The sequence below is a fragment of the Sphingomonas sp. genome (genome assembly GCF_048595155.1).
Classification (GTDB): Bacteria; Pseudomonadota; Alphaproteobacteria; order Sphingomonadales; family Sphingomonadaceae; genus Sphingomonas_I.
Genome location: NZ_JBMDXN010000005.1, coordinates 71,912 through 94,180, shown reverse-complemented (window position 1 = coordinate 94,180; position 22,269 = coordinate 71,912). Strand labels below are relative to the sequence as shown.

Genomic DNA, 22,269 nt, shown 5'->3' with positions numbered 1-22,269 from the left:
GCCGCGCGTTGCCAATCGGCGCAGAATTGGCGTAGCGAACAGCATGCGCGCTCTTATTCCCGCGGTTGCCGCCGCTTTCCTTGCATCTTCGGCTTTCTCGGCACCGCCGAGCGACGTCGGTTATGACATCGTCGAAGGTCTGACGACGGAAGTTGGTCAACGACTGGCCGGAACGGAGGCGGAGGCACGCGCCCGCAATTGGGCTGTCGCTCGGCTCAAGGCATTAGGCTTCGCCAATGTGCGGATCGAGCCCTTTGACATGCCAGTCTGGGTGCGCGGTGCCGAGACAGCCGAGATCGTCGCCCCCTTTCCCCAGAAGCTCGTTCTTGCAGCACTCGGCAATAGCGGTTCCACGCCGGACGGCGGGATCACGGCAGAGGTTGTCGGCTTTTCCAGCCTGGAGGCATTGAAGGCTGCGCCGGATGCCGTGGTTCGCGGAAAGATCGTGTTCGTGTCGCACCGCATGACGGCGACGCAGGATGGATCGTCCTACGGCTATTTCGGGGCTGCCCGGCGGACGGGGCCTTCTATTGCGTCGAATAAAGGCGCGGCGGCCATCCTTATTCGCTCGATCGGCACGGATCATCACCGCGTGCCCCATACCGGTGTCCAGAATTGGACGGATGGTGCCACGCCGATCCCGGCGGCAGCCTTGTCGGTGCCCGATGCTGAACAGCTCGAGCGTATCATCGCGCGCGGCAAGCCCGTCCAGATCCATCTTGCGCTAACGCCGCGTATGACGGGCGTGCATCCGTCGGGCAACGTCATTGCCGAGGTGCCGGGGCGTGATCCGAAAGCCGGCGTGGTGCTGATCGGCGGTCATCTCGATAGCTGGGATCTCGGGACCGGTGCGATCGACGATGCCGCCGGCTTGGCTATCACCACTGCAGCGGCCAAGCGCATCCTTGACGGCCCCAAGCCCAAGCGCACTATTCGACTTGTATGGTTCGGAGCGGAAGAGGAAGGCGGCTTTGGTGGCGACGCTTATGCGAAAGCCCACGGTGCCGAAAAGCATGCGCTGACCGCAGAAGCCGATTTTGGTGGCGATCGCGTTTGGCAATTCCGCACGCATTTCGCTGATCCCAAGGCCCCGCTGCTGGCCGAACTGACCACCGCACTCGGCGGGCTTGGCGTAGGCCCGGGATCATCACCCGCGCATGGCGGCACGGATATCGGGCCGATGGTTCAGCGCGGCACGCCGGTGATCGACCTAGAGCAGGACGGTACTCGCTATTTCGATATTCACCACACGGCTGACGACACGCTCGACAAGATTGATCGTGCGCAGCTGAATCAAGCCATCGATGCGTGGACCGCGATGCTGCGGGTGGTGGTCGACACAGCCGATCCCCTGGCGGCTTTGCCGCCTCAACCGCAGGAGAATTGATGTGGTTGGCGCGCGGATATGGGCGACGGCGCTGTTTGCATCGGCCTCTACCGTGGTCGCGCAAATTCCGGCCGATAATAGCGAAGTCCGTGCCGCATCGCAGGCGTTCGAACAAGCACAAGTCAATGCGGATCGTGCCACGCTCGAACGGTTGCTGGCACCCGATTTCCTGCTGGTGCGCGCCTCAGGACGCATCGGCGACAAGGCCGACTTCATCGCCGGCTTCACCGATCCTAAATCGAAGTTGCAGCCGTTCGAGATCGTCGACCGGCTCTTCGTACGGCCTACCGAAAATAGCGCGATCATCGGCGGCGAAGCGCGGGTCCGCGGCACCGACAATGGAAAGCCGTTCAGCGAGCATTTTCGCTATTCTGACTTTTGGGCGAAGCGCAACGGCGCTTGGGTAGTCGTCTATTCTCAGGTTACGCCTCTGCCCTGACTGGTGGCTGTCCGGATCCGGTGGTCGGGGTGCTTAGCGGCAGCCAAGAAGTTGGCACGACGTGCCAAATTCCTGTGAGATCTCCCACACCATCCGAAAGAGCGCTTGTAGTTCGGTGTAGAGCTCATCTGGCACGATCTCTGCAAAGCCTGTGGCAACGAGGGAATAGTCCCTCCTCGATGCAGGACAATATGATGATCAGCCCGGCCAAGCAGCAGCAGGATAATCTTCTCGGAATTTGTCACGCCCTTGGCGAAACGTTCGGCTTCAATCCGCTTTATCTGCGGCTCGCGCTCCTGCTGCCGCTGGTACTCGCGCCGCAGGTAACGCTGATAGCTTATGGTGCAGCGGGTGTGGCTGTGCTCGCCTCTAAATTGCTGGTTCGCAACCGGACGAAGCGGTCCCTTCCAATCCTCGCTGACGCGTAGAACCGCTCTTAACCGCGCGCCGATCAGCGCATGGCCGACAGCAAGCTGTCGATCGAAACGAAGGCGAAGGCGACCGAGCTATCCGCCACACCATAAGGCAGGAAGATCAGGTCGCCGTGCCGCATACCGCCGCAGCTGTAGACCACGTTGGGCACATAGCCTTCGCGATCTTCGTCAGCGGGCGACAGGAGCGGCTGGCTCATGCGGCCGATCACCTTGGAAGGATCCTCCTTGTCCAGCAGGATGGCGCCAACCGAATATTTACGCATCGCACCCACGCCGTGGGTGAGCAGCAGCCAGCCTTCATCCAGCTCGATCGGCGAACCGCAATTTCCCAGCTGCACCATTTCCCAGGTGAATTGCGGGGTCAGCAGCAGCTCGCCCTCGCCCCAGAAATCCAGCCGATCCGACCGGAGCAGGAACACATTCTCCCCGTCCTGCCGCCCGATCATCATATATTCGCCGCCCACCTTGCGCGGGAACAGCGCCATTCCCTTGTTACGCGCGGCCGGGCCGCCCATCGGCGACAGCGTGAAGGTGCGGAAGTCGCGCGTACGCAGCAATTCCGATCGGATGGCCGCGCCATTATAGGCGGTGTAGGTACCGATCCACTCGCGGCTGCCATCCTCATGGGTGAACTCGACCAGCCGCATATCCTCCAGTCCCTTGGACTGTGCTGCGGTCATCGGGAACAGGACCGTACCGGACAGTGAGCTGTCGGGATGGCGATGGACTTCGATCGCGCCATTGCCTGCCTCTCCCGCGCCGTCCGCAGCAGTCGCGAACGGAGGTTCCGGCATCAGCTCGACTACCGGGCCCGGGCCCAAAATGCCCTCGCGGAAGGATACAGAGGAAATATGCCCTTCGCCGACAGCGCGGAGCGACATGGCGATCCGAACGGCGCCGCGCGATAAGCCGCTCTGGTCCGGGTGCGGCACGACGCTGGGGTTCATCAGCGCCGCGGCGGCATAGCTATATTCGTGGCAGAAATAGGCGCCGATCAGCTGCTGCTTGATCTCCGAAATTTCGGCGGAGTTCAGGCCTAGCGCATGTTGGATCTGCGCATAGCGCCCCATGAAGACGGATCGGGTTTGCCAGTGCCGCGCTTCGAAATCGCGCAAAACCAGCTCCAGCTCGATCTCCGCCATTTCTTCGTCCAGCTCGAGCACCGACTCCACGATGCGGCGGACGCGGCCGGGCCGGCCCGCAGAATTGCTGGCCTCGATCGGAATATGGAAGGGACGCACCACAACCCGCGCAGGGTCCGCCGACAGGCGCAGTGGAGCGTGAATCACATCGAGCAAGCGGGCACCCCGGCGATTGTCTTAAAGCAGTGCCGGAACCCCCCGGCCTGGGACGGCCTTATTCCGGCACTGAGCAGGCAAATAAACCCCAATTCGACAGCGGCTCACCGCATCGGCGTCACGCGCGCAAATTATTTTGCACTTCTGCCGGACGGCTGTCCGCATTCGTTGCGGCCTTGGACATGGCCGCACAGGAGAATTGAAATGCCAGGATCGATTCGGCGCCCTGATTCAGGTTGACGCGATCACTCATCAAACCATCGAAACAGCCGCCATCGGCAACCGTCGCGATAGGCAGATTGAGGTCATTTTCCCCCAGATACCAGCCATGCGCACGCCAGGCTGCGTCGAGCCAACGTCCCTGACCGGTCAGCTGATGCGCAAACATCATCGCATCGACGGTTGCCCAGGCTTCCAAAGGCTGCTGATCGAACGGCAATGGATCGGCATAAGCGCGCCCAAAGCTGTCGCTGCCGACCGCCCGGAACTGACCTTCGCCATTGGTCTGCTTGACGTCCAGCCACTCGAGCGCGGCAAGGCCCTCTTCGATCATCGCGGCATCGCCAAGCACATCGCCGGCACGCAGCAGGGCTTCCGGCAGGCGGGCATTGTCGTACGCCAGAACCGATTCGAACCAGACCCAACCGTCCCTGCGCTCCTGCCGCAGCTGCTCGAGCAGCCGCGCGCCGAACTCACGGACCAACTGCCGTGCGATCGGATGATCGCGATGCTGGCGCAGCACGGCCTCCGCTCCCAATAATGCAAACGCCCACGTCCGAGGACTGCCAAGTTCCAGCGAATGGGGTGCGACCTGATTGAACAGGTTCAGCGCCCACCGCCGCATGTTCGGGTCACGCGCCTCCGCGGCAGTCGCGCCAATCGTCCAAAGCGACCTACCGAAGCTATCCTCCGATCCTTCGTCTTCCAGCCATTGCCGGTCGAAGCCCATGAAGTTCCGGAAACGACCGATATCGCCATTCCAGGCATGCTGGACGAACGCGCCGTAAATAGTGGCAAGCCGGTCGGCACGCTCCTCATCCTCGCCCTCGATCCGATGCATCAGCATCAGCGCGCGGCAATTATCATCGACGCAATAGCCATGGTTTCGGTCCGGCACGGCATAATTGGAATGCTGGATCATGCCGGTCGCGTCCGTCATGCGCTCGACCGCCTCTAACCGCGGCTTGACCGCAGTGCGCGACGGGGCCCGCGCGGCGCGGTGGATTCGCACCGGCCGCTTCGCGATCGCCTCTTCGCAGATCGTGACATAGGCCTGCGCCAGCGCGCTCCACAGCATCGAACGGCCGGCGGAATAAGCACGGTTGGCCATGTCGGCCAGACGCGTGGGATCGTCCAACAGCGTGATGATCTCTTCGGAGAAGCGGCGGCTGTCGCCGAACGGGACCAGCACGCCGGTGCCGCCGGCCAGCAGCTCCGCGGCATGCCAATAAGGCGTGGAGACGACTGGCTTCCCCAACGCCACCGAATAAGACAGCGTGCCGCTCGTGATCTGCGTCTCGGTCAGATAAGGCGTCACATAGACATCGGCCGCCTGCAGATAATCGAGCAAGGCTTCCTGATCGAGAAAGCCGTCGATGAAGCGCACGGAGCTGGCCACGCCCAGTTCCTCCGCCAGCGCCATCAGGCTCTCGCGATAGGCCTCGCCCTCGCGGGCGACGAGATGGGGATGCGTCGCGCCTAGCACGACATAGAGCGATTCCGGATGCGCGGCGACGATGGCGGGCATCGCGCGGATCATCGTTTCGATGCCCTTGTTCGGCGAGAGCAAACCGAAGGTCAGCAGAACGCGCCGGCCGGCGAAGCCGAAGCGGGCCTGCATGCTGTCGGCCGGGACGAAGGGGCGATCGGGCACGCCATGCGGTACGATCGCGATCTGGTGCGATGCGATGCCATGGACGCGCATCAGGATCTCGCGACCCTTCTGCGCCATCACGATCAACTTGGACGCGCGGCGGGCAAGCGCCTCGATCACTCCGCGCTGGTCTGCATTGGGATGCTCCAACACCGTATGCAATGTTACGACGACCGGCGCCTCGACCCGATCCAGCAGGCGAAGCAATAAGGCGCCAGCCGGACCACCAAAAATTCCATATTCATGCTGCACCAGCACGACATCGGCGCGGCTGTCGTTGATGCGCTGCGCCGCAGCGCGATAATCGGCCAATTCTTCCTGTCGGATCGAGCAGGTGACTTCTTCGCCATACGCGTAAGAGCCGCCGGGATCCGTCATGGCGTAAAGATCAAGATCAACCTTGGGGAAGGACGCATGCAACGCCTTGGCAACGTCGCGGGTGAAGGTTGCGATTCCGCACAACCGCGGCGGACTATTGCCGATCAATGCAATCCGCTTGATCCTGGTCGCGCCAATGGTCGATGCCATCTTGTCCTCTTTTCCGTCCGTAGCCCCACCTCAACTTAGGTCGCGCGGCGAATGCCGAACCGCTCCTTGAAGATGGTATTTATGAACAAATCTTCAACTACCAAAAGGTTGCAGCCGCGCTGCTGCGACGCAACAAAATGGGGCGGGACGGGTTTGGAGCACGCTAAATTCGGCGTTGACGGGCAAAACCCGTGCGCTAATGGAGCGGTCGGGACGGCATTCGGGCCGGGCCCGGAATAAATACGTGGAGCAGCTCGGATGAAGAAGGTTGTCTTTGTTCTCGCCGCTGCCGGCCTGATGTCTTTGGCCGCTTGCAGCAAGCAGACCCCGGCGGAAAACGCGACTGACGCGACCGCCAACGCGCTCGATAACGCGGGCGAGAACCTTGAGGATATGGCAGAGAACACGTCGAACGACACGGCTGCTGCCGCGCTCGACAACGCTGCTGACAACGCGCATGACGCCGCTGACGCGGTCGAAGCCAACAAGCAGTGATCTCGCCGCCTTCGGGTGGAAGATAGGAACGGGCGTCCGGCATCGGGCGCCCGTTTTCTTTTGTGCCGCGTCTCACGGGCGGCGTGACGCGCGCAAGGTCGCGCGCTAACGAGCATGGCGATGACAGGAAGCCAGCTCACCTTTTTTAACAGCCTCACCCGCAGTATGGAGCCGTTCGCGCCCAGCGATGGCGGCACGGCGCGCATCTATAGCTGCGGTCCCACCGTCTATAATTTCGCCCATCTCGGCAATTTGCGGGCGTACGTCTTCACCGACACGCTCCGCCGAACGCTGGTTCTGAAGGGCTATGCGGTCAATCACGTCATCAACATCACCGACGTGGGGCATCTTACCTCCGACGCAGACGCGGGCGAGGATAAGATGGAGCTGGCCGCCGCCGGTCTCGGCAAGGACATATGGGAGGTTGCCGCTTTCTATACAGCGGCCTTCAAGCAGAATCTTGCGGATCTCAACATCCTCGATCCCTCCCGCTGGTCGGTCGCTACCGACCATATTGCGGACATGATCGCCTTCGCCGAGCGGATCGCCCCGGCGCATTGCTATCAGATCGAGAGCGGACTCTACTTCGACGTGAAGACGGTGCCGGATTATGGCCGCTTGGCCCGTACCGTGTCGGACGAGGGCGAAAGCCGGATCGATCCCGTGTCAGGCAAGCGCAATCCGCAGGATTTCGCCATCTGGCGCAAATCGCCGCCGGGGGAGCAGCGCCAGATGGAATGGGAGTCGCCGTGGGGCCGCGGCGCACCGGGGTGGCATCTGGAATGTTCGGTGATGAGCTTGAAATATCTCGGGCCGGAACCGTTCGACATCCACACCGGCGGGATCGATCATCGCGAAATTCACCACCCGAATGAAATCGCGCAGAATCAGGCTTATTGCGGCTGCACCGCTGAACAGCCCGGCTTCACCGGCGCGCGCTTCTGGATGCATAACAACTTCCTGGTCGATCGTTCGGGAAAGATGTCCAAATCCGGTGGCGGGTTCACCACGCTACAGTCGCTGATCGATGCGGGCATACACCCCCTCGCCTACCGCTTGCTGTGCCTGACGGCGCATTATCGGTCGGAGCTGGAATTCAGTGCGGACGCCGTTACCGCGGCTCTCACGCGCCTCAAACGGTTGGTCATGGCCGTGGAGAAGATCGGGCCAGACGAGGGCACGGCCGATGCGCGATATTTGGCCCGGCTCGATGCTGCGCTTTCCGACGATCTGAACACGCCGATCGCCTTGGTGGCGCTCGAAGAGCTGCTTGCCGACCGCGCCGTGGTGCCGGCCGACCGGCGGGCAACCCTGATCGCATTCGATCAGGCACTGGGGCTCAACCTGGCCACCACGTCTCGCGTGGCGCTCCGCGTTCGCCCCGCGGGCGCAGCGGTGACCGCCGAGGAAATCGAGCAGCAGCTCGACGATCGCAAAGCCGCGCGTGCCGAGAAGGATTTCGCGCGCTCTGACATAATCCGCGATGGGCTGATCGCGCAGGGCGTCGAGGTGATGGACGGTGACCCGTTGCGATGGGATTGGCGCATCGCGCTCGGTACGGCGTAACAACTCAGCCTGCATCTGCCCCAAGTAGGCTTATCCTTGCCAAGCGGCGTCTCATCCGCGAAATGCGGGGTGAGGATTGATGACGATGGCAACGAATTGGACTCCCGAAAGCTGGCGCGACCATGAAGCGCGGCAGCTCCCCCATTATCCCGATCCGCAGGCGCTGGCCGCGGCAGAGGCAGAACTGGGCCGCTATCCGCCGCTGGTCTTTGCGGGCGAAGCGCGGGCGCTGACGGAGGACCTGGCAGAGGTTGCTGCGGGCAAGGCTTTCCTTTTGCAGGGCGGCGATTGCGCGGAAAGCTTCGCGGAATTCCATCCGAACAATATTCGCGACACGTTCCGCGTCATTTTGCAGATGGCGGTCGTGCTGACCTATGCATCCAAACTGCCGATCATCAAGGTCGGCCGGATGGCCGGCCAGTTCGCTAAGCCACGGTCTGCCGATATGGAGGAAGTGGGCGGCATCAGCCTCCCCTCGTACCGCGGTGACAACGTCAACGACATTGCGTTCACGCCGGAGAGTCGCACCCCTAATCCGGACCGGATGATCAAGGCGTACAGCCAATCGGCCGCGACCCTGAACCTGCTGCGCGCGTTCGCGCAGGGCGGCTATGCCAACCTCCAACAGGTCCATGCATGGACGCTGGATTTCATGGGGCGTTCGGCGTGGGCCGCCCAATACCAGCAGCTGGCCGATCGGATTGGCGAAGCGCTGAGCTTCATGGCGGCGTGCGGCGTCAATCCGGAAACTGTTCCGCAACTGCGCGGCACCAGCTTCTACACCAGCCACGAGGCGCTGCTGCTGCAGTATGAGCAGGCGCTGACGCGTCGCGACAGCCTGACGGGTGACTGGTACGATACCAGCGCGCACATGTTGTGGATCGGCGATCGCACGCGCTTCCTGGGGTCTGCGCACGTTGAATATCTACGCGGCGTGCGCAATCCGATCGGGATTAAATGTGGACCGAGCTTGGACGCCGATACGCTCCTTCGCCTGCTCGACACGCTCGATCCAGCGCGCCAGCCAGGCCGTATCACGCTGATCACCCGCTACGGCTATGACAAGATCGAAGCCGGGCTGCCGACCTTGGTCCGTGCGGTGAAGCGCGAGGGTCGTCCGGTTGTGTGGAGCTGCGATCCGATGCACGGGAACGTGGTGAAGGCGGCGAACGGGTTCAAAACGCGCCCGTTCGAGCGGATCCTGGCCGAGGTGCGCGGCTTCTTTGCAGTGCATCGCGCCGAAGGCACGCATGGCGGCGGCATTCATGCCGAGATGACGGGTCAGAATGTCACGGAATGCACCGGGGGCGCGATCGCCGTGACGGAGCAGGGCTTGGCTGATCGGTACCACACCCATTGCGACCCTCGTCTTAATGCAAGCCAGAGTATCGAGCTTGCCTTCCTGCTCGCCGAAATGCTCAACCAGGAAATGCGGGAACGTGAGCGGGCTGCTGCCTGATTGCTGTCAGTAAGTTGCTTGGGATTAATGGCCGGAACGTCGATTGCTGCCATATCGGCATCGTAAACGATGCGCTGATGCGCGCTTCGCCGATTATGGTTAAGGAAGACGGGTGACTGACCTAGCAGAATATGCGCTGTTCGGCATCAAAGGGCTGGACGACGTAACCAAGGGCCTCGCGCGGGCGCGGCTATTCCTGCTCGAAGGGTCTCCGGGCACGGGCAAGACGACGATCGCCACGCAATGGCTGATCGCCGGCGCGGCTGCCGGCGAGACTTGCCTTTATGTCACCCTATCGGAAACGGAAGCCGAGTTTCGCGCGGGCGCCGCATCGCATGGCTGGTCCCTTGAGGGTGTCGATATCTTCGAGCTGATACCGCCGGAAAGCCTGCTGGACGATGATCAGCAACAGAGCCTGCTTTACTCATCCGATTTGGAACTCGGCGAAACGACGAAGCGCATCTTCGAGCGGTTCGAGACGCTGAAGCCCAACCGCGTGGTGATCGACAGCCTCTCCGAAATCCGGCTTCTTGCGCAAAGCTCGTTGCGCTACCGACGTCAAATTCTTGCCCTTAAGCATTATTTCTCGCGTCATAATGCGACCGTGCTGATGCTCGACGACATGACGGCGGAAGCCAATGACCGGACGATGCATAGCATCGCGCACGGGGTGGTCCGGCTTGAAGAACTATCGCCCGATTATGGATCAGAACGCCGGCGGATGCGTGTGATCAAATATCGCGGCCAACGTTACAGAGGCGGGTATCACGACTTTGTGATCGACACCGGCGGTGCACGTGTTTTCCCCCGCCTGGTATCTGCGGAGCATAAAACACTTTTTTCCCGCGAGCCGATGCGCACGGGATCGCCGGAGTTGAATGCTTTGCTGGGCGGCGGCGTGGAACGCGGCTCCAGCGTTCTGATTCTCGGGCCTGCCGGTACCGGCAAATCGCTGCTCGCCCTTACCTTCATCGTGGCGGCGATGGAGCGCCAAGAAAAGGCGGCAATGTTCGTCTTCGATGAAGAGCTCGGTCTGTTGTTCGATCGCGCTCGCGGTCTCAATATCGATCTTCAAGCGTTTGTGGATGCAGGCAAATTGCTGATCGAGCAGGTCGATGCGGCGGAGTTGAGCCCCGGCGAATTTTCTGAGCGCGTACGCGCCTGCGTCGAGGTGCAGCAAGCCAGCACGGTCATAATTGATAGTTTGAACGGCTATCAGGCTGCGATGCCGGCGGAACAGGCGCTGATCCTGCACATGCATGAGCTGCTGCAATATCTTAACCGCCAGGGCGCATCGACTTTCCTGACGGTCGCGCAGCACGGCTTTGTCGGCGATATGAAGGCGCCGGTCGATGTGACCTACCTCGCGGACACGGTCATCCTGCTGCGCTATTTTGAGGCGCAAGCCCGGGTGCGCCGAGCTATTTCGGTGATCAAGAAACGCACCAGTGCGCATGAAGATACGATCCGCGAATTCAGGATCGACGCGTCCGGCGTAAGTTTGGGCCAGCCGCTGTTCAACTTCCACGGGGTCCTGCGCGGTGTGCCGACGCTCGTGGACAAGAGCGTGGCCGACGCGATTGTAGCGGATTGATACCGCATTTATCCGAACGCGCGTTGATCCTGGCGCCCCAGGGTCGCGACGCCGCCGTAGCCTCTGCCATGCTGGCGGAAAAAGGCTTCTCCAGCTTCGTTTGCGCGTCGATCGGGCAGCTGCGCGCCGAGCTTGTGGCCGGCGCCGGTTTCGGCCTCATCACGGAGGAGGCGCTGCGCGATGCAGACCTACACGCGCTGTCGGCCTGGATCGAGACGCAGCCGGAATGGTCGGATTTCCCTTTCATATTACTGACGCAGCGCGGCGGTGGACTGGAGCGCAACCCTGCGGCCGGTCGCTACCTTGCGATGCTGGGGAACGTCACCTTTCTGGAGCGCCCCTTCCACCCCACTACGTTGATCAGCCTTGCCCAGGCTGCCCGACGCGGGCGGCTGCGCCAGTATGAGGCGCGAGCACGGTTGGATCAGTTGCACGCTCTTGCCGCGGAACTGGAGCAGCGCGTCGAGGAGCGCACGCGGGAGCGCGAGTTGGCCGTCCAGCAGCTTCACGAAGCCCAGAAGCTGGAGACATTGGGGCAGCTCACCGGCGGCGTTGCGCACGATTTCAACAATCTGCTCACGCCGATCATTGGCGCGCTCGATCTGCTACAGCGGAAAGTTTCCGGCAACGATGCCCGCGTCGACCGGCTGATCGGCCATGCCTTGCAGTCGGGTGAGCGCGCAAAAACGCTGGTGCAGCGGCTGCTTGGCTTTGCGCGCCGCCAGGTGCTGCAGACCGGACCGGTGGATTTGTGCGAGCTGCTGGAGGGCATGCGCGATCTGATCGCCAGTTCGGCCGGCTCAACGATTGAACTTCGCCTGCATTGCTCCGCTGACGTGCCGCGTGCGCTGGCGGACCCAAATCAGCTGGAGCTCGCGATCCTGAACCTCTGCGTTAATGCGCGCGATGCCATGCCGAACGGCGGCATCCTCACCGTTGCGGCCGAGCAGGTACTGATCGATCCAGGCAGCGACAGCAAGTTGACTCCCGGCCTCTACGTGCGGCTCTCGGTTATCGATACGGGTATCGGGATGGATGCGCCGACCCTGGCGCGCGCAGTCGAGCCCTTTTTCTCGACCAAGGAAACCGGCCGCGGCACGGGGCTTGGCTTGTCGATGGTGCATGGGCTGGCTGGGCAATTGGGCGGCGCTTTCACCCTCTCGAGCAACCCAGGCAAGGGCACCCGAGCTGACTTCTTCCTGCCCGTCACCAACGAGCGCCGCGCGACCGTGCCCAGCCGTTCCGAACAGGCGCCTGCTCCGCAGACACGACGAATGACTATTCTGTTCGTGGATGATGAGGAACTCGTCCGCAAGGGCACCGCCGAGATGATGCGTGACCTGGGGCACGATATCATCGAGGCGAGCACCGGAGAGGAAGCGTTAGCTAAATTGGACGCTGGTCTCGAACTTGATGCGGTTATCACCGACTATAAGATGCCGCGGATGGACGGCGGCGAGCTCGCCCGCCGGATACGGCGGGAACGACCGATGCTGCCGATCCTGCTAGTGACCGGCTATACCGGGGCATCAGAACCGGTGCTGGGTCTTCCCGTTCTCAACAAGCCCTTCAATCTGATCGAACTGGCCGAGGCGCTCAACCGTTTGGGTAACAGCGACGATAATGTCATATCCCTGCAAGGACATCGCGAACGCCGCGCGCCGCGGTGACCCCTTTGGTGGGGCTTTGTTCAGGCAGGGGACATGCGCTGTGCGCTTAATTCCCGCCAAGAAGGATGATAATGAAGATCTTCCGTCCGGCCCTGTTCCTGATGATCGCGGTGGCGACGCCACTGCTGGCCCAGTCACAACCTCAGCAAACTGAGGCGCCTTTTTTCTCGGGTACGATACCGGCCGACCCGTCGGTTCCGGGCACCGTCCGCCTCACGCCGGAGGAGCGGGAGGCGGCGCTGGAATATGGCGCGTCGCATCCCGCTCGCCCGATCGATGACAACGGCATTGCCCCGGATGGCCGCATCCATGGCGAGGTCGGCGTGGCGGTCGGCACGGGTGGCTATCGATCGACCTATGGAAGCGCGGTCGTGCCGCTCGGCGACACCGGCGCCGCCGCTTTCTCCTTTCAGACGGATCGGAGTAACTTCAGACGGCGCGACTTCCGGCCTGATCAATAAGGCCGGTTTACCGCCGCGAGGGTTCGCTCACCTGTTGCTGACATCTTCCGGAAGGAAGGAGAACAACGATGTGCGGATCGACGCCGGCGCGCCGGGCTTAAACCACATCGTGTCCTGGATGTGGCTGGCAGTGATGTAGATGCGGCCGTCGGGCCCCTCCGAGAATGTATCCGGCCAACGTAGCCGCCGATCGATCAGGACTGTCTCGGTTCGATCCCCGTCCAGCCGCGTAATTGAATAATCCGTCGGCGATGTCAGGTAGAGGACCTCGTCGCGGCTTAGCCATAAGCCGTCGGCCACGTGGGTTTGCGCCACCCTTTCGACCGCGGCGCTTCGATCCTCCTCAGATACGTCCCGCCGCAGTTTTGCGGTTGCGATAGAATAGAGGGTTTCGCCCGTAAGGGCCTGGTAAAACAAAGTCTTCCCATCGTTCGATAAGGCTATCCCGTCAGCGGAGAACATCGGCTGACGCCCGTCAGGCCGGACGAGCTGCTTTCCATCGATCCGTACCTCGACACTCTTGTCCACCTGCGTCGAGACATGACCGTCCAGCGCGCGCCAACTCTCGCCGCTGGCGAGGTTCACGACGATGATCGCGCCGCGGGTTCCGCTGTCGGTGATATAACCAAGCTTCCCATCGGGCGAGAAGCGGATGTCGTTGAGGTAACTGCCTTGGAGCGCGACATCTTCGGGGATCGGGATGATCTTGGTTACGCGATCACGCGCCAGATCGATCTTCACCAACTTAGGAGCGCCTGGCAATATCTTCTCATTGCCGGGTGCGCCGGGATCGAGCACCCACAGGTTGCCACGCCGATCGGGAACGATCGACTGAACGCACACGAAATGTTTTTCGACCGGCATCTTGCCGGCCTTCGCATTGCGCCAGCTATTCCATTCGGCATTGGGATATGGTCGCACGCCACCGTCCGGCATCAACTCTCCCACCGAGATAGGGGCGTCGTCGGTCCATCGCGGAAAATTGACGAAGATGCGGCCGTCGTCGGTAGCCGCGACGCCTGTTACCTGATGATCGAAGTCGGCGATCCACTCCAGCGGCCGCCGCACGCGCGCAAGCGCGGCGCTGCCGGCAAAGCCGCCAGCGATCGCGAGGCCGACACCTAATCCGCCCCAGGCCAAAAGCCTCTTCCTCACGGTCTTAACTCCTTGATCTACCGAGCGACTTCAGCCGCATTCCACATAGGAAAAACAGAAAGGCGGCCGATCGGTTCAGGCGACGGCCGAACTTTTCGGCGGACGACGCAATATATGCGTCGGATCACAAGCGCTTACAGCACGCCGGGAAAAGCGCCTCCGTCGATCAGGATATTCTGCCCCGTGATATAGCCCGCGTGGACCGAACACAGAAAGGCACAGGCGGCGCCGAATTCGTCCGGCTGCCCAAGCCGCTTGGCGGGAATGGTCTGCATCCGCTGGTTGGCAACGTCCTCACGGCTGCTCCCCGTCTCTGCCGCTCGCTTGGCGTTGAGCGCGTGAATACGTGCAGTGTCGAAAGCGCCCGGCAAGAGCCCGTTGATCGTCACATTGGCATAGGCAATCTGCCGGGCTACGCCGGCCAGAAAGCCGGTCAGGCCCAGCCGTGCGCCACTAGAAAGATCGAGCCCTGCCAGCGGCATCTTGACCGAGCCGGAGGTAATGTTGACGATCCGCCCGAACCGGCGCTCGATCATGCCCGGAATGACTGCCTGGGCCAGCAGGATCGGCGTGATCATATTCGCCTCGATCCCCGTCAGAAGCTTGCCACGATCGAGCGTCAGAAAATCCGCCGCCGGCGGTCCGCCATTGTTGTTGACCAGGATGTCGATCTCGCCCGCGGCGGCCAAAAGCGCCTCCCGCCCGTCGTCCGTCCCGACGTCGGCCGCCACTGGAATAATCTGGGCGCCGGTTGTCTCGGCAATTTCCTCGGCAGCCCGCTGCAGGCGTTCCGCATCGCGCCCGTTGATAATCACGCGAGCCCCTGCCGCCGCCAATGCGGTGGCACAGCCGCGGCCCAATCCCTGGCTCGATGCACATACGAGCGCTGTTTTGCCGCTGATCCCAAGGTCCATGTCGTTCTCCGGTACGCAGGATGAGGACCGGGCCTACAACAACTCCCCTGCCCGCGCGCGCTCGAACTCTGCTGGATCATGGGCGCACACGATGTTGAGCTCGCGCGATCGCTCCACCGAGAGCGAGCGCAACCGGGCCTGATTGTCTAGCCGGGCTGCTCGATCGACTTCCATCATGTTCTGATAGGCGCGTAAGCCCGGGGTGCAGCGCCGCGTCGCCTGGCGCATCTCGCCCCGGTAGAAATAGGCGTCCCCCGCGTGGAGCAGCCAGCCCGTGCCGGTCCGGATCGCGACGCCGGCATGGCCCCAGGTGTGGCCCGGCAGCGCAACCAGCAATATCTCGGGCGGCAGCCCATCAAGGTCGCGAACCGCATCGAAACCGAACCAGCGCTCGCCCTGCGCACCATAGGTCCGCCAGTTATTAAGCTGATCATATTGCGAAGGGCGGTAGCGGTTGCGCAGGACGAAGCCGCGGCGCGGGCCGCTCGCGCTGTCATATTCCTTCTGCATCACGTGAACGGCAGCGTTCGGAAAATCCTCAAGGCCGCCGGCATGGTCGAAATCGAGATGAGTCAGGACGATGTGCCGCACATCGCTGGCGTGAAAGCCTAATGCCTCGATCTGTCGGATCGCGGTCTCGTCTTCGCGCAGGCGGATGTTGAGCAAGCCGCGCATAAAGCGCGTGATGCGGGGATGCGGCTTACGATGCGGATGATCGACATCCTTCAGGTCATAGCCGGTGTCGACCAGCACCAGGCCATGGCGATTGGTTTCGATGAGAAGGCAATGGCAGACCAGCCGCCCGGTAAGGCCCAGGCTTCGTCCGTCGAACAGCGCGCCCCCGATCGGGCAGTCGGTGCCGCAATTCAGATGGTGGATACGCATTGCCGTCTCCCGCATGCCACCTGGGACGATGGGCATGCCACAGAAAACGGGCGTAAAATCAGACAGTTCCTCCCAACATAAGTTGGGAAAGAAGACGGGCGACGGCAACCAAGCACCGCCGCCCGCTTCATTTAGGCCAAGGCGAATAGTCGGTTAGAACTTGCCCGATACCGAGACACCGATGATCCGCGGGTCGTTGTAAACCGCAGCCATATAATTCTCGATCACGCCCTTCAGATTCTTCTCGTTTGTGATGTTGCGCGCGAAAATGGCGATCTCATAGGCACCGTTATTGCCGCTATAGCCGATCTTTGCGCCACCTTCGAAATTCCCCTTCGAGGTGAACTCCTTGGTCTTGTACAGGACGTAGCTGGTATAGCCCTGCACGTTCCAGTCGGTCGCCACGAAGATCTTGCCCGTCTCGCTGATCGGCAGGTCATAGCGTGCGGCGAAGTTGAGGTTATATTTTGGCGCCTGCGGCAAGGGATTGCCGTTGATCTGCGCGAAGTAGGTGGTGCCAGTGCCGGTGCCCCGCGTGATCAGCGGATCCTCCACGGTGCAGACCAGGACGCCGTTCAGGCTGCATGCCTGGGCGAAGACATTCTTGTCGTCGATCCGGCTGTGCAGATAGCTGGCGCCCGCGGTCAGGGTCAGGTTGCGCACCGGCCGCAGCTCGATATCGCCTTCCAGACCATAGGCCTTTGCCTTGTCCGCGTTGAACAGCACGCCATTGCCGTTGCTGTCATTGCCGTTCAGCTGGATGTCCTTGACCGTGTAGGCGAAGGCTGTCGCGTTGAAGCGCAGGCGATTGTCCCACAGGCTGCTCTTGAAGCCTGCCTCGAACGACGTGTTCTTTTCTGAATTCGCGGTGGTGAAATCCGCGTTGAACACGGCCGAGCGACCTTGGATGGTCGGCCCGCGGAAGCCGCGTGCGGCGCGGGCATAGACGCTGACGTTCGGGTCGATCTGATAGAGCAGGCTCGCATCCCAGCTCGGCTCCTTGTCCGACAGGCGCACATAGCGACGACCGGTATAGGTTACGGCGCCGGCAGCGGTGTCGGCCGTCTTGAGGAGACGTGTGCTCTTCGTGTCCTTGGTTTCCCGCGCGCCCGCCGTGATCGTCAGCTTGTCGGTAAGGGCATAGCTGACCTGCCCGAAGATGCCCCACGACGTGTTGATGTTATGCAGCCGCACCCAATTGTTCGGGTTGCGCGCGGCGGTCGTCAGGAAATAGCCACGCTGGTAGAAATCGGTCGTGTCACGGCTGTCAAAGTAGATGCCGCCGACCTGCCACTTGAAGCGGCTCTCGCCGTTGCTGGCGAGGCGCACTTCCTGCGTCCACTGATCGAGATCGCGAATCTGGCCCTGGGATTCGCCAAAGCCGTTGGGCACCCCGTTGAAAGGGAAGTTCGCGGCCGCGCCACCGTCCGTGTCGCCCCGGCTATAACCGGACGTGGTTTCGTAGCCGGTGATCGACGTTAGCGTCGCAAAGTCGAAATCGTAAGAGATGTGTGCCGATGCGCCATAGGTCTTGTAAGCCTGCGGATTGTTCTGCGCTTCGTCATAGGCGACCTCGTTGCGCGGCCCGATAGGCTTGTTCGAACCCTTGCGGAGATAGCCGCGCTCGAACAGGGTCGCGGTGCCGTCATAATCGCGGGCATGGCCCGAAAGCAGGACCGACAGCTTGTCCGTAGGCGTGAACAGCAATTGCAGGCGCACGTCGCGCTCATTGAAGCCGCCCATGGCGTTCTTCTTGGGCGTGACCGTCCCGTCTGCGCTCGCGCCGTTGAACGTGTTGTCGACGTAATCGTCGCGATGTTGATACAGAGCCGAAAGGCGGAAGGCGACCTTGTCGGCGACGAGCGGGCCACCGACCCCGCCATCGAAGGTGACGGTGTTGTAGCTGCCATACGATGCTTGGCCCTGCCCCTCGAAGGTCTGGGTTGGGCGATTGGTGTCGAACTTGATGATGCCGGCAGTCGTGTTGCGGCCGAACAGCGAACCCTGCGGGCCGCGCAAGACTTCAACCTGGCCGACGTCGAACACCGGGTTCGACTTCAGCACCACATGCTCGAGAACGATATCGTCCTGGATGATCGATACCGGCTGCGAGGCGCCCAGATAGAAATCGATGTTGCCGAGGCCGCGAATGTAGAAGCGCGGGAAGATGCGGCCCGTGGTCGATTCGATATACAAGCTCGGCACGCGGCCAGACAGCGAGAGCAATGTATCATCGCCGCCCGACGTGAAGGTGCGCTGGTCGGCACCGCTGATCACGCCTACCGATACCGGAACGTTCTGCAGATTCTCCGAACGGCGCTGCGCCGTGACGGTGATTTCCCCAAGATCGTCGCTGGCCGCTGCAGCCGTGGCCGCAGGCGCGTCCTGCGCGGCAGCTGCGGTGGCAAACAGAATAGCACCGATCGACGCGCTCAGGGCGAGCGCGGATTTCTTGACTACGAAGCTCAAACAAATTCCCCTTAGGTCGTGAAATGAGGCGGGTGCGTTTCGCATCCCACCCGACATGTTCCTCTCGCTGTCATTGGGGCCGACCGATCCGGTTCTTGCCCGAGATTGCCGTAGGAAGCGATTGTGTCGCGTTCGTGACACCGGCACACGCAATCGATGCAAACCGGCAACACTCCGGTGGTGATCGAAGTCAGCCTTCGATCAGATCCAGATAGGCGACGACGTCGTTGCTTGTCTGCAAATACAATCCAGGCTGCATGTCTTCCGGCTGTGCTGCCGCCGCCGCCAAAGCTTCGGCAAGAGAGCCGTAGAGCAAAGTTGTCGCAACCCCACCTTCATCATCAAGGTGATATAGCCGGACCGCGACGTCGTTGGAGATGGTGCGCATCGCTTTAGCGTAGCCGCGCGATCAGCCCGGTGGCGGCCGCTGGCGCGCGCACCTTGGCGCCGTTGATCATGAAGACGAACACATCGCGCGGCTGCTCCCGCTCTTGGGCGGGGGGCACGATATAGGAATAGCCGCCCGGAGCGGTGCCGTCGGCCCACGCCCGGGCGGTTTTCGCCCATCGGTCGAGGTCCTGCGGCGGATAGCCGGTCATCTCCTCCTCCCGCTGGTTCTGCAGGCGGGCATAGACGAAATCCGCGGTCAGATCCGCAAATTGCGGATATTTGTCCTCATCATCCGCAAAGACGATCGCCACGCCGGCCGTGCGGGCGAGCTCAAGCAGCGCCGGATTGCGAAAGCTTTCGTGCCGCGGCTCGATCGCGTGGCGCAGCGGGACGCCGCCAACGCTCTTCGGCAGCAGGGCAAGGAAGCCGGCAAGATCATCGGGATCGAACTGCTTGGTGGCGGCGAACTGCCACAAGATCGGTCCGAGCTTAGGCCCTAATTCCGCCAAGCCCTGGTTGAGGAACTTGTCGATCGACTCCCCCGCCTCGCTCAGGACCCGCCGGTTCACGCAAAAGCGCGAGGCCTTGATCGCGAAGACGAAGTCGTCCGGGGTCCGCTTCGCCCAGTCCGCCCACGTCGCCGGCTTTTGCGTCGAGTAGAAAGTGCCGTTGATCTCGATCGCGGTGAGCTGGCTGGATGCATATTCCAGTTCGCGCGCCTTCGGCCAGCCTTCCGGATAGAAGAGGCCTCGCCAGGGTTCGAAGGTCCAGCCACCAATGCCAACCCTGATGCGTCCGCCCATGCCCATCATCCTTCACCCACATTGTACGGCGTCTTAGCCGATCACCTCGGCAAATGCCCGCGGATCGACATTGGAGCCCGAACAGACGAGCACCGTGTCGCCATCGATCGGTGGCAGCTTGCCCGCCAGCCACGCCGCCAAAGCGACGGCGCCACCCGGCTCCACCACCAGCCCCTGCGCGAATGCGTAGCGCATCGCCACGCGGATCTCCTCTTCCGCAACTGAAAGACCGCGCGCCCCGGCCGCCGCCAATGCCGAGAATGTTCGCTCCGCAACGCGCTTGGTCTGCAGGGCGTCGCACGAAGTGACAGGCGCATCGTCGGCAACGGGCACGATCTCTCCCAATGCGAGCGAGCGTGTCATGTCGTCCCAGCCTTCCGGCTCGACCACGATGATCTCTGCCTCAGGCAATGCCAGCGCGATCCCCGCTGACAGGCCACCGCCACCACAGGGTATCGCGACCCGCGCTGGGCTTCGACCCAGCTGCTCCGCCATCTCGATCCCCGTCGTGCCCTGCCCCTCGATAACGTCGACATCGTCGAAAGAGGGCACCAGCACGGCGCCCTTCTGCGCCGCCAGATCGGCCGCAATCTGCTCGCGGCTTTCGCGGTGCCGATCATATGTCACGATATCGGCCCCCAAGGCCTTGGTGGCCTGCAGCTTCACCGCCGGCGCGTCCGCAGGCATCACGATCACCGCAGGCATGCCAAGGATCCGCGCGGCGCGCGCCACCCCCTGCGCATGGTTGCCCGAGGAAAAGGCGACCACGCCCGCAGCGCGCTGCTCCTCCGGTATCTGGGCGAGGCGGTTATAGGCGCCGCGCAGCTTGAAGGCCCCACCCAGCTGCAGCGACTCAGCCTTGATCCAGATGCCGCCTGCCGCGGACGGAAGCGGGAGCAAGGGTGTGCGCGTCGCCACATTGGCCACCCGATCGACCGCCGCTAAAATCCCGTCGCGGGAGGGCGCGCGAACCTCACTATAACTCTGAAAACTCACGGTTTATCCTATCGAAAAGCTGGGGCCGGATTTCTTCTGCGATTGAAACTTTACATGGGGGGTACCCACTCCTATGTAGCGCGTCCGCTGCCCCATGGGACTTCCACCGCAAGGCAGTTTTTTTCAACTGTTGACCGCAGGTTCGCCTGCGGCACTGGAGGTCCCTTGAATTGCACAAGCAACATAACGCGCTGGGGCTAGCGGCCACCCCGAACAAGGCTCCGACGAGCCTTGAAATCGCTAACGGGCGTCCGGTCCAGCCGGTCACGCTCATCCGTCCGCACGCTGCGCACCGCGCTGCCCGCTTCTTCGTGGAGAAGTTCAAGGGCCGCTCGCTCTACGCCGTGAAGGCGAATCCCTCGCCGGATCTGATCCGGCAATTGTGGGACAGCGGTATCACCCATTTCGACGTGGCTTCGATCGCGGAAGTGCGCCTTGTGGCGCAGATCGCGCCACGTGCGACTCTATGCTTCATGCACCCGGTCAAGGCCGAGGAAGCGATCCGCGAAGCCTATTTCGATCATGGCGTCCGCACCTTCTCGCTGGATTCGATCGAGGAGTTGGACAAGATCATGCGCGCCACTGATCAGGCGACCGACCTGACCCTGTGCGTGCGCCTGCGGGTGCCGTCCGACTATGCCAAGCTCAGCCTGGCATCGAAGTTCGGTGCGGAGCCGGGCGAGACCAAGGCGCTGCTGTTTGCGGCTCGTCAGGCCGCGGATGCGCTTGGCATCTGCTTCCATGTCGGCAGCCAGACGATGTCACCCTCTGCCTATGTCAACGCGCTTGGCCGCGTTCGCAACGCGATCGTCGAGGCGGCCGTGACGGTGGACGTGATCGATGTCGGCGGCGGCTTTCCGTCCATCTATCCGGGCATGGAGCCGGCGCCGCTCGAGGCCTATTTCGACGCCATCCACGATGCGTTCGAGGCGCTGCCGATCTCCTATTCGGCCGAATTGTGGGCGGAGCCGGGTCGTGCACTGTGCGCCGAATATGCGAGCCTGCTCGTTCGGGTCGAAAAGCGCCGCGGCGACCAGCTGTACATCAACGACGGTGCCTATGGCGCCTTGTTCGATGCCGCGCATGTCGGTTGGCGTTTTCCGGTCGAGCTGGTGCGTGAGGAAATTTCGGGCACCAAGGACATGGCGTTCAGCTTCTATGGGCCGACCTGTGACGATATCGATCATATGGCCGGGCCGTTCATGCTGCCGGCCGACGTCCAGGCTGGCGATTATATCGAGATCGGCATGCTCGGTGCCTATGGCAGCGCGATGCGGACCGGCTTCAACGGCTTCACTGCCGGTGAGACCGTCGTGATGGACGATGAGCCGATGGCCAGCGCCTATATGGATGCGCTGCCGGAGCGTGTACGTTCCTCGAACGTCGTCACGCTGTAACACGTAAGGGCGATTGCGTTTCGAAGGTCGGGCGGTGATCCGTCCGGCCTTCGCTT

General features: G+C 62.3%; 19 protein-coding genes. 10 read left to right on the top strand and 9 right to left on the bottom strand.

From position 1 onward, the window contains the following. Positions 1-43 precede the first annotated feature (43 nt). The 3 genes from ACOJSI_RS01000 (at position 44) to ACOJSI_RS00990 (ending at position 2,254) form a co-directional block, all read left to right on the top strand. A complete protein-coding gene (locus ACOJSI_RS01000; RefSeq protein ID WP_420136384.1) occupies positions 44-1,387 on the top strand; it encodes a M20/M25/M40 family metallo-hydrolase in 1,344 nt (447 codons plus the stop codon). 1 nt (position 1,388) lies between these two features. Beyond that, positions 1,389-1,826 carry a nuclear transport factor 2 family protein gene (locus ACOJSI_RS00995; RefSeq protein WP_420136383.1) on the top strand — a complete coding sequence of 146 codons (438 nt, stop codon included), beginning with the start codon at positions 1,389-1,391 and terminating at the stop codon, positions 1,824-1,826. A gap of 194 nt (positions 1,827-2,020) precedes the next feature. After that, positions 2,021-2,254 carry a PspC domain-containing protein gene (locus ACOJSI_RS00990; RefSeq protein WP_420136382.1) on the top strand — a complete coding sequence of 78 codons (234 nt, stop codon included), beginning with the start codon at positions 2,021-2,023 and terminating at the stop codon, positions 2,252-2,254. A 23-nt stretch (positions 2,255-2,277) separates the two neighbouring features. Here the strand turns inward: ACOJSI_RS00990 and ACOJSI_RS00985 are convergent, their stop codons facing one another. Together ACOJSI_RS00985 and ACOJSI_RS00980 are read right to left on the bottom strand one after the other, a co-directional pair. Then, positions 2,278-3,558, bottom strand: a complete 1,281-nt coding sequence (locus tag ACOJSI_RS00985; RefSeq protein ID WP_420136381.1) for a glycoside hydrolase family 130 protein — start codon at positions 3,556-3,558, stop codon at positions 2,278-2,280. A 118-nt stretch (positions 3,559-3,676) separates the two neighbouring features. Then, a complete protein-coding gene (locus ACOJSI_RS00980; RefSeq protein WP_420136380.1) occupies positions 3,677-5,959 on the bottom strand; it encodes a glycosyltransferase in 2,283 nt (760 codons plus the stop codon). A 258-nt stretch (positions 5,960-6,217) separates the two neighbouring features. Here ACOJSI_RS00980 and ACOJSI_RS00975 point away from each other — a divergent pair, with 258 nt between their 5' ends. The 6 genes from ACOJSI_RS00975 to ACOJSI_RS00950 all read left to right on the top strand — a co-directional run bounded on the left by ACOJSI_RS00975 (position 6,218) and on the right by ACOJSI_RS00950 (position 13,204). Further along, entirely contained in the window at positions 6,218-6,454 is a 237-nt protein-coding gene (locus ACOJSI_RS00975; protein ID WP_420136379.1) for a hypothetical protein, read from the top strand. Between the two features lie 120 nt (positions 6,455-6,574). Then, positions 6,575-8,020, top strand: a complete 1,446-nt coding sequence (cysS, locus tag ACOJSI_RS00970; protein ID WP_420136378.1) for a cysteine--tRNA ligase — start codon at positions 6,575-6,577, stop codon at positions 8,018-8,020. 85 nt (positions 8,021-8,105) lie between these two features. After that, positions 8,106-9,479, top strand: coding sequence for a class II 3-deoxy-7-phosphoheptulonate synthase (locus ACOJSI_RS00965; protein ID WP_420136391.1), 1,374 nt, complete (start codon positions 8,106-8,108; stop codon positions 9,477-9,479). Positions 9,480-9,591: 112 nt separating this feature from the next. Next, positions 9,592-11,073, top strand: coding sequence for an ATPase domain-containing protein (locus tag ACOJSI_RS00960; protein WP_420136377.1), 1,482 nt, complete (start codon positions 9,592-9,594; stop codon positions 11,071-11,073). A 23-nt stretch (positions 11,074-11,096) separates the two neighbouring features. Continuing rightward, positions 11,097-12,743, top strand: coding sequence for an ATP-binding protein (locus ACOJSI_RS00955; RefSeq protein WP_420136376.1), 1,647 nt, complete (start codon positions 11,097-11,099; stop codon positions 12,741-12,743). A 71-nt stretch (positions 12,744-12,814) separates the two neighbouring features. Continuing rightward, positions 12,815-13,204: a hypothetical protein gene (locus ACOJSI_RS00950; RefSeq protein ID WP_420136375.1), complete on the top strand. Its 390-nt coding sequence runs from the start codon at positions 12,815-12,817 to the stop codon at positions 13,202-13,204. A 27-nt stretch (positions 13,205-13,231) separates the two neighbouring features. Here the strand turns inward: ACOJSI_RS00950 and ACOJSI_RS00945 are convergent, their stop codons facing one another. The 7 genes from ACOJSI_RS00945 to ACOJSI_RS00915 all read right to left on the bottom strand — a co-directional run bounded on the left by ACOJSI_RS00945 (position 13,232) and on the right by ACOJSI_RS00915 (position 20,816). Further along, positions 13,232-14,359 (bottom strand): L-dopachrome tautomerase-related protein, encoded by a 1,128-nt coding sequence (locus tag ACOJSI_RS00945; RefSeq protein WP_420136374.1) that lies wholly within the window; start codon positions 14,357-14,359, stop codon positions 13,232-13,234. A 134-nt stretch (positions 14,360-14,493) separates the two neighbouring features. Next, a complete protein-coding gene (locus tag ACOJSI_RS00940; RefSeq protein ID WP_420136373.1) occupies positions 14,494-15,273 on the bottom strand; it encodes an SDR family oxidoreductase in 780 nt (259 codons plus the stop codon). A gap of 33 nt (positions 15,274-15,306) precedes the next feature. Next, on the bottom strand, positions 15,307-16,194 hold the full coding sequence (locus ACOJSI_RS00935; RefSeq protein WP_420136372.1) for an MBL fold metallo-hydrolase: 888 nt from the start codon (positions 16,192-16,194) through the stop codon (positions 15,307-15,309). 117 nt (positions 16,195-16,311) lie between these two features. Continuing rightward, a complete protein-coding gene (locus ACOJSI_RS00930) occupies positions 16,312-18,672 on the bottom strand; it encodes a TonB-dependent receptor (protein WP_420136371.1) in 2,361 nt (786 codons plus the stop codon). A gap of 145 nt (positions 18,673-18,817) precedes the next feature. Further along, positions 18,818-19,015 carry a hypothetical protein gene (locus ACOJSI_RS00925; RefSeq protein WP_420136370.1) on the bottom strand — a complete coding sequence of 66 codons (198 nt, stop codon included), beginning with the start codon at positions 19,013-19,015 and terminating at the stop codon, positions 18,818-18,820. Between the two features lie 4 nt (positions 19,016-19,019). Beyond that, positions 19,020-19,820: a DUF72 domain-containing protein gene (locus ACOJSI_RS00920; protein WP_420136369.1), complete on the bottom strand. Its 801-nt coding sequence runs from the start codon at positions 19,818-19,820 to the stop codon at positions 19,020-19,022. Between the two features lie 33 nt (positions 19,821-19,853). Next, positions 19,854-20,816, bottom strand: coding sequence for a threonine ammonia-lyase (locus ACOJSI_RS00915; RefSeq protein ID WP_420136368.1), 963 nt, complete (start codon positions 20,814-20,816; stop codon positions 19,854-19,856). A 170-nt stretch (positions 20,817-20,986) separates the two neighbouring features. Between ACOJSI_RS00915 and ACOJSI_RS00910 the strand changes: the two genes are divergently transcribed. Then, the gene (locus ACOJSI_RS00910; protein ID WP_420136367.1) at positions 20,987-22,213 is read left to right on the top strand and encodes a type III PLP-dependent enzyme; all 1,227 of its coding nucleotides are present in this window, start codon (positions 20,987-20,989) and stop codon (positions 22,211-22,213) included. The last annotated feature ends 56 nt before the right edge of the window (positions 22,214-22,269 follow it).